This window comes from Gammaproteobacteria bacterium (genome assembly GCA_027296625.1).
Classification (GTDB): domain Bacteria; phylum Pseudomonadota; class Gammaproteobacteria; order JAKEHO01; family JAKEHO01; genus JAKEHO01.
Window position 1 is genome coordinate 1 of the sequence record JAPUIX010000018.1, and the last position, 12,030, is coordinate 12,030.

At 51.5% G+C, this 12,030-nt stretch carries 14 protein-coding genes and 1 pseudogene; 7 read left to right on the top strand and 8 right to left on the bottom strand.

Annotated elements, in window-relative coordinates:
- Nucleotides 1-325: c-type cytochrome (locus tag O6944_00805; GenBank protein MCZ6717693.1), on the top strand; the 325-nt coding region annotated here is incomplete at its 5' end.
- 221 nt (nucleotides 326-546) lie between these two features.
- Here the strand turns inward: O6944_00805 and O6944_00810 are convergent.
- Together O6944_00810 and O6944_00815 are read right to left on the bottom strand one after the other, a co-directional pair.
- Complete coding sequence (locus tag O6944_00810; protein ID MCZ6717694.1) at nucleotides 547-1,299, bottom strand: ankyrin repeat domain-containing protein; 753 nt, start codon at nucleotides 1,297-1,299, stop codon at nucleotides 547-549.
- Nucleotides 1,300-1,390: 91 nt separating this feature from the next.
- Nucleotides 1,391-2,419: a histone deacetylase gene (locus O6944_00815; GenBank protein MCZ6717695.1), complete on the bottom strand. Its 1,029-nt coding sequence runs from the start codon at nucleotides 2,417-2,419 to the stop codon at nucleotides 1,391-1,393.
- A 142-nt stretch (nucleotides 2,420-2,561) separates the two neighbouring features.
- Here O6944_00815 and O6944_00820 point away from each other — a divergent pair, with 142 nt between their 5' ends.
- The 5 genes from O6944_00820 to infA all read left to right on the top strand — a co-directional run bounded on the left by O6944_00820 (nucleotide 2,562) and on the right by infA (nucleotide 6,238).
- Nucleotides 2,562-3,086 (top strand): hypothetical protein, encoded by a 525-nt coding sequence (locus tag O6944_00820; GenBank protein ID MCZ6717696.1) that lies wholly within the window; start codon nucleotides 2,562-2,564, stop codon nucleotides 3,084-3,086.
- 153 nt (nucleotides 3,087-3,239) lie between these two features.
- Nucleotides 3,240-4,379 (top strand): GNAT family N-acetyltransferase, encoded by a 1,140-nt coding sequence (locus O6944_00825; protein MCZ6717697.1) that lies wholly within the window; start codon nucleotides 3,240-3,242, stop codon nucleotides 4,377-4,379.
- 124 nt (nucleotides 4,380-4,503) lie between these two features.
- A complete protein-coding gene (aat, locus tag O6944_00830; GenBank protein MCZ6717698.1) occupies nucleotides 4,504-5,217 on the top strand; it encodes a leucyl/phenylalanyl-tRNA--protein transferase in 714 nt (237 codons plus the stop codon).
- Nucleotides 5,214-5,942 carry an arginyltransferase gene (locus tag O6944_00835; protein ID MCZ6717699.1) on the top strand — a complete coding sequence of 243 codons (729 nt, stop codon included), beginning with the start codon at nucleotides 5,214-5,216 and terminating at the stop codon, nucleotides 5,940-5,942. Before aat ends, O6944_00835 begins: the two co-directional genes overlap by 4 nt.
- A gap of 77 nt (nucleotides 5,943-6,019) precedes the next feature.
- On the top strand, nucleotides 6,020-6,238 hold the full coding sequence (infA, locus tag O6944_00840; GenBank protein MCZ6717700.1) for a translation initiation factor IF-1: 219 nt from the start codon (nucleotides 6,020-6,022) through the stop codon (nucleotides 6,236-6,238).
- A 69-nt stretch (nucleotides 6,239-6,307) separates the two neighbouring features.
- On the opposite strand, the gene O6944_00845 is transcribed toward infA, so the two are convergent.
- The 6 genes and pseudogenes from O6944_00845 to O6944_00870 form a co-directional block, all read right to left on the bottom strand.
- Nucleotides 6,308-6,802 carry a low molecular weight phosphotyrosine protein phosphatase gene (locus O6944_00845; protein ID MCZ6717701.1) on the bottom strand — a complete coding sequence of 165 codons (495 nt, stop codon included), beginning with the start codon at nucleotides 6,800-6,802 and terminating at the stop codon, nucleotides 6,308-6,310.
- A 43-nt stretch (nucleotides 6,803-6,845) separates the two neighbouring features.
- The gene (kdsB, locus tag O6944_00850) at nucleotides 6,846-7,622 is read right to left on the bottom strand and encodes a 3-deoxy-manno-octulosonate cytidylyltransferase (GenBank protein ID MCZ6717702.1); all 777 of its coding nucleotides are present in this window, start codon (nucleotides 7,620-7,622) and stop codon (nucleotides 6,846-6,848) included.
- 99 nt (nucleotides 7,623-7,721) lie between these two features.
- Entirely contained in the window at nucleotides 7,722-8,714 is a 993-nt protein-coding gene (gene lpxK, locus O6944_00855; GenBank protein ID MCZ6717703.1) for a tetraacyldisaccharide 4'-kinase, read from the bottom strand.
- An 80-nt stretch (nucleotides 8,715-8,794) separates the two neighbouring features.
- A complete protein-coding gene (locus O6944_00860) occupies nucleotides 8,795-9,226 on the bottom strand; it encodes a biopolymer transporter ExbD (GenBank protein MCZ6717704.1) in 432 nt (143 codons plus the stop codon).
- A 12-nt stretch (nucleotides 9,227-9,238) separates the two neighbouring features.
- Nucleotides 9,239-9,862 carry a MotA/TolQ/ExbB proton channel family protein gene (locus tag O6944_00865; protein MCZ6717705.1) on the bottom strand — a complete coding sequence of 208 codons (624 nt, stop codon included), beginning with the start codon at nucleotides 9,860-9,862 and terminating at the stop codon, nucleotides 9,239-9,241.
- 141 nt (nucleotides 9,863-10,003) lie between these two features.
- A pseudogene (locus tag O6944_00870) lies at nucleotides 10,004-11,167 on the bottom strand (DNA internalization-related competence protein ComEC/Rec2).
- A gap of 179 nt (nucleotides 11,168-11,346) precedes the next feature.
- On the opposite strand from O6944_00870, the gene O6944_00875 reads away from it, so the two are divergent.
- The coding region (locus O6944_00875; GenBank protein ID MCZ6717706.1) for an integrase arm-type DNA-binding domain-containing protein at nucleotides 11,347-12,030 on the top strand (684 nt) is incomplete at its 3' end.

The window sequence follows — 12,030 nt, forward strand, 5'->3', positions numbered from 1 at the left end:
ACGGGATAAGCTGCAGATTTGTTTCACCTGTCATGGGGAAAACGGCGCATCCACACAGATCGGTAAATACCCGATCCTTGCCGGGCAACACTACTTTTATCTTTACACACAGCTCAAAGACTTCAACGAAGGCCGACGGGAAAACCCAGAGATGAGCCCGATGGTCGCCAATCTAACCAAGGAAGAAATGAAGGCGATGGCCAAGTTTTTCTCCGAGCAGTCCTGGCCGAACATCGGCTTTGTATCTGATCCCGACAAGGCAGCAAGAGGAGAAGTCACTGCCGCATCCGGGCAGTGCGTGCAGTGCCATCTGGGTGGTTACTAAGGGGCCAGCAGGGTCCCGCGACTCGCCGGCCAGCACCCCGAATACCTTAGACAAACTATGTTGGATTACAAGAGCAAGGCGCGGGCGAATGCACCCGCCAAGTCTTCTTTAATGGGCGCGCTGTCGGATGAGGACATTGAGAATCTTGTCGAGTTTCTCGGTGGATTCTAGTCACCCATAACTGCCCTGTCTCATAACAACCCACGATTATTCTTCGCCTCTTAGGGCGTCCCAGCTTTCTCGAGCAGGGAAACGACCTCAGCGTGTCCGGCGGCCTTTGCATGCGCCAGCGCGGTGCTGCCCTCGTTATCCTTAATTGATGTCATCACCCCGGCGCCGAGCAGCACCTGGACGGTACCGGTATGTCCCCCTTGTGCCGCCATCATGAGGGCCGTTGCGCCTCGATCATCCTGAAGGTCCGGATCAGCGCCTTGATCAAGTAAAACACTGACTGTTTTGTCATGCCCATAGCCGGCCGCCCACATAAGGATCGTCAGGTCATTGCCGTAGTGCTCGTTAACATTGATTTCCCTGTCAAGCAGAAGCTCGACAATTTCAAGATCGCCATTGCCCGCCGCGTAGACGATCGCCGTCTTATCGGCATTATCCACAAAGTCGACGCGAGCGCCCGCATCCAGCAAGATACGAACGATGTCAGCGTGACGCCGATAGACCGCTTCCGCTAAAGGAGAAATGCTCCTCAGATTCCGCCGGTTAACATCAGCGCCATTTTCGATCAAGAGCACAACGGTTTCCGTATGGCCTCCCCGTGCGGCATAGAGCAACGGGGTGTTTCCGAATCGATTCCGCATATTGACCATCGCACCTTCTTCCAACAGCGCTCTCACCGTTCCCGTCTTCCCTTCCTTTGCAGCATCCAAGAGGAGAAAATCCTGTTCGCGATCGGCTCGAGCGGAAGTGATGACTAAAATCGCAGCCATCAGACAGACATATCGCATATAGGCTTGTACCATCTCGATAGTTCTCCTTTCTTCGGATTTGATATAGCCGTACCGGGGAACAACGATTAGAAGTCAAAGGAAGCCGAAAAGTTAGTTGTTTTAGTTAATAATCCCTCGAATGCGTCGCCAAGGTGTCTATATGGGCGGCGACGCCGCTGGCCAAGCCTCTGAGATTGTAACCACCTTCAAGAACCGAGACCAGACGACCATGACAATGTTTGTCGGCGATATCCATAGTCCGTTGCGTGATCGCCACATAGCCATCATCCGTCACATCAAAACAGCCCAGCAAGTCGCCCTTCTTGCTGTCGAAGCCGGCTGATATGAGAACCAGATCCGGCTCAAATGCATCGGCGGCCGGTAGCAGTTGTTGATCAAAGGCCGAGACGATATCCCTGTCTGTCGCGCCGCAGTCCAGGTGCACATTGATATTGTACCCATAGCCTGGCCCACTCCCCTTCCGGCGCGGATCACCTGTGCCTGGATAGGCATAATAGTCGTGGGTAGAGAAATACAGGACACTTGCGTCATCATAAAAAATTGATTCCGTCGCATCGCCATGATGATAATCCCAATCCACGATCAAGACCTTATTGATCCCATGCACTGCCTGTGCGTATCGTGCCGCAATGGCGACCGTATTATAAAAGCAGAACCCCTCTACCTTGCCGGAATTCGCCGCATGGTGACCTGGGGGGCGTACGGCACAGAACGCATTATCTAGGCGACTCTCACAAACCTCGTTAACGGCAGCCAATGCGCCCGCAACGGCGTGCATCGCAACAACATGGGATTTGCCGTAATGGACACGGATGGATTCAATATGGTGCCTATCATGTACCCTCAACATATCCTGATGTACGTCCTCAAAAGGCTGGACCCTGACAACGTCATGAATCAGCCCAGTTTGCTGCATATTGTCCCTGATCGCGACCAAGCGCATTGGCGACTCCGGATGCCCGGGAGACAACCAGTGCGACAGGTAGAGTTCTTCAAACACATAACCAGTCCGTAAACGGTCTCCTTGTACAGCGGCCGGCGCTTGGCCGGCATGCAATGTACGCTGCCAGAGTGGTAACGCGCCTGCCGCCAGCACGCCTGACAGGCACTTGATAAAGGATCTTCGCTTCATGGCCTGGGGCCTATTCCCTTGCGTTGCGACCGTTGGGCCACAATATTTCGTAAAAATATTGCTAATGTTCTTAACATGTTAGAAGTCATACTTTATGCTACAATTTAATCGTGGTTTTCAACGTGATAGAGATACTCCGCCGATGCAGGCCAGCCCGATGAAGTATACGGTGTTTGCATTTCTGCTCATGGCATCTCCGTTATCTGTGCTCGCGGAGTGGGGTGTCATGAACCTTATTGACGCCGACACCAACGAAAAGACAACCATTGCATACACCAAGAATGCGGCAGGCTACACCCTGGAGATCTATCAGGATAGGGAGGGCGTTATTCACTCACGCTTCACGATCAATGGCGGATTTAACATCCTGTCGCAGAACACCTGCCCAACTTTCCAGGTCGACAAACACAAACCAACAAATCTCTCAATTAATGATGAATTGTGTGTCCCCGATAAGAAATCAGCCGATTTTATTCTGGGTTACGTTGAAAATAACAAAGTCGTCTCGAGGCCCTTACACTATGTCATGGTTGGAAAATCTATCGTATATCGATTTAACCTCGAGAACGGAGGATACGGAGAGACGGAATTTTCCTTACAAGGCTCCATGCGGGCACTCATAGGCACCCTGGGACTCGAGATCGAGGTGGTGCCTACCGACCGCTGATCAGCTGTCAACGAAACAGCCCACGCATCAATCCGCTGACCATTCTCTGCGTGCTCGTAAGCGACTGATATATGAGCTCGCTTATGCAATATCCCAGCAGAGTAGGCTACCATAAGCCCGTCAACGCGCTGACCTTTGTATACTGCTCTTACGATGCAAGTTCGCTGTATCAACAGCCTGACGGATATTTCTGCCGCTGATTGGAATCGGTTGACTGACGATTCGAATCCCTTTCTAAAGCACGAGTTTCTTGCTGCGCTTGAACAGCATCACTGTCTCGAGGAGAACGGCTGGCAGCCTTCCCATATCGTCGTCAGCGAACAGGGCCGGCTTAGAGGCGCCATGCCACTCTATCTAAAGTGGAATTCCTTTGGTGAGTTCGTGTTCGATTGGACGTGGGCCGAAGCATATCAGCGTGCTGGTGGCATCTATTATCCCAAGCTGGTAGCAGCTATACCGTTCACGCCGGTTACCGGGCCAAGGCTATTGGTTGCCCAAGCCAATGAGGGGCAAACGCAGATCACCGGGGCACTCATCGATGGCGCTCTTAATCTGGCGCGCCAGCTTGACGTCTCATCGCTACATTGCCTCTTTACCACCACAGAAGATACCGACCAACTGGAACAAAACGGTCTAATGCGCCGCGTAGGCTACCAGTATCACTGGTCAAACCGACCTTATCGAGACTTCCAGGAGTTTTTAGATTCTCTAACTTCAAAGAAACGCAAACAAATAAAGCGAGAGCGCCGAACGGTACGAGAGGCCGGTATTCACATAGACATCCTGACTGGCGACCAGATCAATGACCAACACTGGGATACGTTCTACGGGTTTTATTGCTCAACCTTTTACCGCAAGTGGAACCAGCCGCGACTGACGCTCGATTTTTTCAAGTCAATGGGGAGCAAGCTCGCAAGTAACACAATTTTGCTGTTAGCGCGCCAGAAATCCCGGTATGTCGCTGGAGCCCTATGCCTTCGTGGAAAGGATACGCTGTTCGGGCGCTATTGGGGTTGCAGCGAACCGTTCACGAACCTGCATTTTGAGATGTGCTACTATCAAGCCATTGAATACTGCATAGCGAACAAACTAAAACGCTTCGAGGCGGGCGCTCAAGGAGAGCACAAGCTTAGTCGCGGCTTCGCACCGGCGCGAACCTGGTCAGCTCATTGGATACGAGATGCCAGCTTTCACAGAGCGGTTGAAGATTTTCTTTTACGAGAACAGCAGATCGTCGATCGCTATATCGGTTCATTGAACCAACACGCCCCATTCAAACAGGTATCCGTTTGACTCTGGACATCGTTTGAACAACATAATCTTAAAGAAACCAAGCAAGGGCTGTCGCACCATCCGCTAATTGCCGCTTGTTAAGCAACAGCCCACCACGACGAGCAGCGCTGTGGTATCTTAAGTTATGTCGCACAAACTTTACTGGCTATCAGCACACGTGTTCGCCGATGAATTTCCCGATGTAACACAAGCACTGACTGAGCCTGATGGTCTACTGGCGATTGGCGGCGATCTTGAAACTGGACGGCTACTCAATGCCTACCAAAAAGGAATCTTCCCATGGTACAGCGAAGGCCAACCCATACTTTGGTGGTCGCCCAATCCGCGTTCTGTATTATTTCCGCAAGATCTAAAGATCTCGCGCACGTTGCGCAAGCTATTGCAAACGCAGCAGTTTGAGGTGACATTTGATCAGGCTTTCCATGATGTTATGTTAGGATGTGCGGAACCAAGAGATGATCACATCGGAACATGGATTACTCACGATATGATAGACACCTATAATCAGCTTCATGCTCAAGGACATGCGCACTCACTGGAATGTTGGCACGAGGGTAACTTAGTCGGTGGTCTTTATGGCGTGGCATTAGGCCGCGTGTTTTTTGGCGAATCGATGTTTAGCCACAAAAGCAATGCCTCTAAAGTTGCGCTTGTTTATCTTGTTAGACAATTACTGAAATGGGATTTCAAATTAATCGACTGCCAGGTTCACTCCAAGCACTTAGAGAGCCTTGGCGCTGTAAAGATACCGCGGAAACAGTTTGTTGATTTATTGGAACAATGGTGCACTCCCGTTAAACAACACTTTGGCGAACAAACAATCGCCGATAGGTTATGAATAAAGCCGCCTACACTGCGAAATTAAACTTTTACGCTACACCACCGCATGAGTGCAGCTATCTACCCGACAGAGAAGCGGTCACTCTCTTTGCTGATCCTCGATTTCAAAAATCGAATGGACTCTACGCGACGCTAACCAACTACGGGTTTCGACGCAGTGGTGAGCATCTCTACCGCCCGAGATGTCCGAGTTGCAGTGCGTGTGTTCCAGTCAGGCTGCCCGTCACCGAGTTTCGACCACGACGAAGCCAGCGCCGAACGTGGCGCCGTAACCAGGATCTCGCGGTATCGCCTGTTACCTCCGAGTATCGCGTTGAACATTTCCATCTTTATCAACGCTACATGGCAAAACGCCATAAGGGCGGCGGGATGGACAATCCTAGCCCCCAAAACTATATAGATTTTTTGACTTCGAGTTGGTCAGACACTGTATTCTACGAAGTGCGCCTGGACAGCCAATTGCTTGCGATTGCCGTGATTGATCGTCTTCCGACAGCCCTATCTGCCGTTTATACCTTCTTTGACCCCGACTATCAGGAACGCAGCCTTGGGAGATTTTCAATCCTGTACACAATCAGAGAAGCGACTCGCCTTGGGCTGCCCTGGGTTTATCTCGGCTACTGGATAAACAAGTGTGAAAAGATGCGATACAAGGATGAATATCAACCCCTTGAGTACTTCCGCAACGGGAAGTGGTTACGCCAGAAAGATAATCATAAATAGTATTTTGCGACAATCACTGAATTAGGGCACAATTCATCTTTTTTGCAACGAACTATTGGCAGACGAAGTAACACTGCATGCCAAAAGAAGATCACATTGAGATGGAAGGCACCGTTATTGAGACGCTGCCAAATACTATGTTTAGGGTAGAATTAGAAAATGGTCACGTGATCATCGCCCACATTTCAGGAAAAATGCGAAAGCACTATATACGCATCCTCACCGGTGATAAAGTGACTGTTGAATTAACACCATATGACCTGACAAAAGGTCGCATTACCTACCGCACGCGCTAACGTGCCCGGGCGCACATTTACCCATTTCATAGACAAGATGACAAGCAATTCGGAAGGTGGCGTATTGCATTATGCCGGGTTCCCTTTTGCGGCAGAATTGATCTGTGCACGGACAGCATCGAGCAGCCCTCGAGACGCCGCATTGATCAACCCCAAAACGCGCTCAAAGCCATCGACGCCGCCGCCATAGGGATCAGGGATATCTAACGGTTCCCCATCACTAGCGTACGTCATAAATAGCCTGAGCTTATGCGTTTGCTTTGGCGGACACGATAACAAGAGGTCGTGATAGTTCTGCCTGTCCATGGCAACGATAAAATCAGAGCGCCAAAAGTCCGCCTCCTCTATTCTGCGAGCTCGCACGTCACTTATATCAATGCCATGTTTGGCCGTTGTGGATTGCGCGTTAGGATCTGGCGGCTGACCAAGCTGAAATGCGTGGGTACCAGCTGAGTCGATATAGACAATTTCTTGCAAATTCGCGTCGCGAACAAGTTTTGAGAACACGCCTTGCGCAATCGGTGAACGGCAAATGTTCCCCATGCAAACAAACAACACCTTCATGATGATCCTTGCAATGAGCTGAGTGATAGCTTAATGGCTGAAGCTAAAGCTTGTCTTTCAAATAAAACAATTCTTGCACCCTCAGCAAATCTTCCTCCGTGTCGACAGCGTGCCCAGGTTTTTCAGTCGCCTCCTCCACGTAGATCTTGCCGCCATAGAACAGAATACGGAGCTGCTCCAGAGACTCAGTACGCTCGAGGGTACAAGGAGATAATTGCGCAAAACGCTTGAGATAACCCGCCCGGTACGCATAGATCCCAATGTGACGATAGAAAATTGCATCTATGGGTAGCCCGATCGATCGTGACCTGTCATCAAAGTCGGTTTGTGCCCACGGAATTGGGGCCCTGCTAAAGTACAAAGCGTAACCCTTATTGTTGAGCACCACCTTGACGGTATTGGGATCAAACAGCACCTCTTTATCTTCAATGCGCTCGCATAAACTCGATACATCCGCATCAGGATGTGACTCCAGCCCCGCCGCTACCTGCTTGATGAGGCTTGCTGGCATCTGCGGTTCATCACCCTGAAGATTGACAATGATTGTATCGTCAGGTTCATCACGCCTTGCCACAACCGAGGCAATCCGTTCAGTCCCAGACTGGTGCTCGCGGGCCGTCATCTGCGCGATAGCGCCAAAGGCCTCTGCAGCAGCGATAATTTCGGGAACATCAGTCGCGATGCTGACTTCTTCAGCACCGGATGCAAGCCCACGTTCATAAACATGCTGGATAAGGAACTTACCGGCTATTTTCTTCAATGGCTTACCTGGAAGGCGCGACGAAGCATAGCGTGCCGGAATAATGACTTTAAAGCCCAATTATCACTCCTAAAGTTTCAGGGAACTGGCGGCCTGCGTGGTCTTTTAAACTTCTTCCCCTGCTTATGACCTTGGCAGGTCAAAGCGATGGGCCATGAGTTAGCCCGTTTTAATTCGTTTCAGCAGGGATAGTAATCGGTACCCAAAAACATCCGGTAGTTCAGCCTTTATCGCCATGTACCAGTGTTCTGGACCAACAAAGTGTTGACATTTCACTGCGTCCTTCTCCGTCATGACGACCGGAAGTCCGTCGTCAAAGCATATATCGTCTTTGGCGTATACATAGTGGTCCGGAAACACATGATTAATTACGCGTAGCCCTTTACTGCGCAGCATTGAAAAAAATCTTGCCGGGTGTCCAATGCCGGCAATTGCGTGCACGCTCTGTCCTCGAAAACTATCGAAGGGTCGCACGATACTTTCATCCTTGATGGATCGAAATGGCTGAGCCTCGTAATGCATAGCAAACTCTCCCCGACCCGCTATTCCATTCGTGACCACCATATCAACCGAATTCAGCCGATTAACGGGCTCGCGTAATGGGCCGGCGGGTAAACATCGCCTGTTACCATGGCGACGAACCCCATCTACGACAGCAATCTCAATGTCGCGCCCTAACATCAGATGCTGGAGCCCATCATCGCTGACGATAATGTCAATGTCGGAATACTTGGTGAGCGCCTCGGCGGCAGCATATCGATCGGGCCCAACCGCGACCGGACACTGGCTATGACGTGCCATCACCAGGGCCTCATCGCCCACCATGGCCGCGTCGCTATCGGGCCTAGCTTGTTGCGGCCAATGCTTCGCCCCACCGCCGTAACCGCGGGCCACAATCCCTGGCTTATAATTTTCCCCTTTAAGAAACTCTGTCAACCATATGACTAATGGGGTTTTCCCTGTCCCACCAACCGTGATGTTACCGACCACGATTACAGGCACCGGTAACGGGTGGGCCGTCATCAACCCGGTCACATAGGCCTGGCGCCTGAGGGCCGCCGCGCCGCGGTAGACCCAGGCCAAGGGCGCCAGGACTAAACCAAGCGGGTGCTTGCTATACCAGATCTCTTCCAAATGTTCGACCAAAGACACCGTGGCGTGAAACCTAAACGCGCGCCGGTCGGACAGCATCCCACTCTACAGGGAAATAAACGCACAGGGGTGCAGTGCGATTATTGGGAATCATCAGTCTCGACGACTATCTGGGTCATAAAACTCAGCCGCCTCAACCCAAGCTGGCGGGCCGCATCCATAACCTTTACGACCGATTGATGCCTTGCCTCGGCGTCGGCATTGATGATGATCGGCGGCTCGTCCATGCCTTCAGCCGCTTGGGCGATAGCTTGTTTGATGGCAGGTACTCCTGAATCAAGCAACACTCTGCCACTAACGTAAATGCGGCCTCGACCATCAATGGAGATTTCCACCACATCAACTTCTAATTCTTTGGCCTTTTCACTCGCCTCCGGCAACGTAATGTTGATCTCCGATTCCCGCTCAAATGTCGTCGACACCATGAAAAAGATAAGCAAAAGAAACACTACATCGATAAGCGGTGTGAGGTTGATTTCGACGTCTTGTTGCTGTTGTGGCCGAAAGTTCATCTAAATAGAACCTCAATTCGGATTGTCACTTTCCCTTTCCCCATGCATCACATCGACCATCACCAATGCTTCTTCCTCCATCGCAACGACCAATTCATCTACTTTGCCTCTAAAATAGCGGTAGAACATGAGCGTCGGGATAGCCACTGACAGTCCCGCAGCTGTTGTGAGTAGCGCCTCCGATATACCTCCAGCGAGTATGCTTGGGTCGCCTACTCCATAGGCCGTGATGACCGCAAACACCTTGATCATGCCGATAACAGTGCCGAGCAATCCCAGCAACGGCGTGATAGCTGCTATCGTGCCCAGGGTATTCAGGAAACGCTCCAGATTGTGTGCCACGTGACGACCAACTTCTTCGATGCTTTCCTTCATCACTTCTCGCTCATGTTCGCGGTTGACGAGCCCCGCTGCGAGTATTCGCCCCAGCGGCGAAGCGATGCGAAGTTCATGAATACGTTTCGTATCCAAATCGCCTCCTTTTACCCATTGCCACACCTGCGCAACGAGATTAGCCGGGGCGACGCGTTTCTTCTGAAGGGACCAAAAGCGTTCTGCAACGATCGCCAAAGCAATAATGGAACATAACAAGATCGGCACCATCACCCACCCACCTGCTTTCATGAGCTCTAACACGTCGCAACCGTCTCCTTATGGCCCCTCAAAATGTCGGGCCAAATGTAACAAACCTTTGTCAAAACGGGAAGAAGACCGTCGGGGATCCCTGCCTCGTACGGTCTTCGTGCTTGCGCTCGGGGTACTATCAAACGGTTGAGCCTAAAAACGCGTATTCCAGAAATGGCGCTCTGCCTGACGATAGGTCTCGGGAGTCGAAACGCGATCGTTGAGCCTGAAGGTTATGGCGCCGTGACGGGCTGTATCCAATATGTGGACGTCTCTCTGCCTGTACCGGTCAATTATATCCGTTTTTGGGAAGCGGAATCGATTACGGTAACCGACGGGGAACAATACGTAATCCGGACTGACAACGTCGATAAATGGCGGGCTAGACGACGTCTTGCTCCCGTGGTGTGGCGCGATTAAGACAGTCGTGCTTGCGATCTCCGGATGAGATTTCAGCAGACGCCGCTCGGCACTCACTTCGATATCGCCACTCAAGAGTATGGTCCCGCCTGCGGCCGATATCTTCAGCACACAAGAGCGATTATTGTGAGATCGACGGCTCCGATCCGGCGGATGAATTATCTCAAAATCGACGCTGTTCCACCGCCATGATTGACCATCCATACAGTAAGTAACACGGCTATGCTTTACGCGGTTCGGGACACTGGTCAATATGCGTTCAACGGGTATCTGTTCTAGAAGACTCTTCGCGCCACCAATATGGTCATTATCGCCGTGGCTGATGACAAGCGTATCGAGTTCGTTGATACCATGGTAGCGCAGATAAGGCACTACCACCGCGCTGCCGGCATTGAATCGTGCACTAAACCGCGCCCCCGTATCGTAAACCAATACATGATCACGCGTGCGTGCAACCGCCGCGAGACCTTGCCCCACATCCAAAAGGGTGAACCATAATTCGCCTTCCGCCGGCCTGCTTGCTCCGGGAAAGAACAGCGGGAATAACCAGATGAGCCCAACCCAACGCGCCGGGACACCGCGGGGTAAGAGCAATATTGCTACGCCCATGACACTAACAAGCAACGCCCAAATTAACGGCGGTGATTGCTGCCACGTAGCGAAATCGAGCTTTGACAGCCAGTCAAGAAATGGCCAGAGCAAGGCAAGGGCATTCCCGGAGAGTTTCAATAATGCCGTGCCAAATACATTGAACGGGATGATGGTGACGGTGCCAAGCAGTACGAGTGGCACGACAACCATACTGACCCAAGGCACGGCGACGAGATTCGCCACCATGCCCACGACGGGATATTGCTGAAACCAGACAATCAGCATGGGCAATAGGCCGACTGCTACGAGCCACTGTACACAGCCAAATCAGCCCTTCCCTATCAAAGACATACAGCCCTTATAACTTTCTGTATTAATTAAGAAATATCTCGTTTGTAACAATGCGGAACCGTTTGCAATTTGATGAAACATTTCGTATTGTTTCAGTCAATTCGTTACCTTTTTGTTACCTAAACAGGTGATATATGCCTAAGCAGAAATTCACGGCGCGCTGGATTGAATCCGTGCCCTCCCCTAGTAATGGGCAAGTAGACTACTTCGATGCTAATCGCATTGGAAGGGGCCGCAGTTTCGGAATGCGGGCATCTGCTGGCGGAAGCAAAAGCTGGTTTGTCATGTATCGGAATCTGGGGAAACTGAAGCGACTTACTTTCGGAACCTACCCTGAGCTGGGGCTCGCTGACGCTCGCGAGGAGGCAGACCGGCAGGTGAAGGCCATTATAGAAGGGCGTGATCCAGCTCAAGAGAAGCAGGACGAGAAACACGCCATGACCGTTAGGGCCCTTGCAGGCGAGTATCTGGAGCGGCACGCAAAGCGGCACAAAAAGACCTGGCGGCAGGACGATCAGATTATCAGACGCGATATATTGCCAGCATGGGGCGACCGCAAGGCCAAGGATATCAAGCGACGCGATGTAATTGCTGTGCTTGAAACAATCGTGGCTAGGGGCTCTGGGATGCAGGCTAACCGCACCCTTGAGGTAGTGCGGAAGATGTATAATTGGGCCATTGAAACGGACTTGCTTGAGTACAACCCCTGCTTTCAGGTAAAGAAGCCTGTCAAGCCTCAGCCGCGAGATCGGGTATTCTCAGAGAGCGAAATTCGGGCATTCTGGGGCGGTTTAGACAAATCGCGCATTCGTTTACCC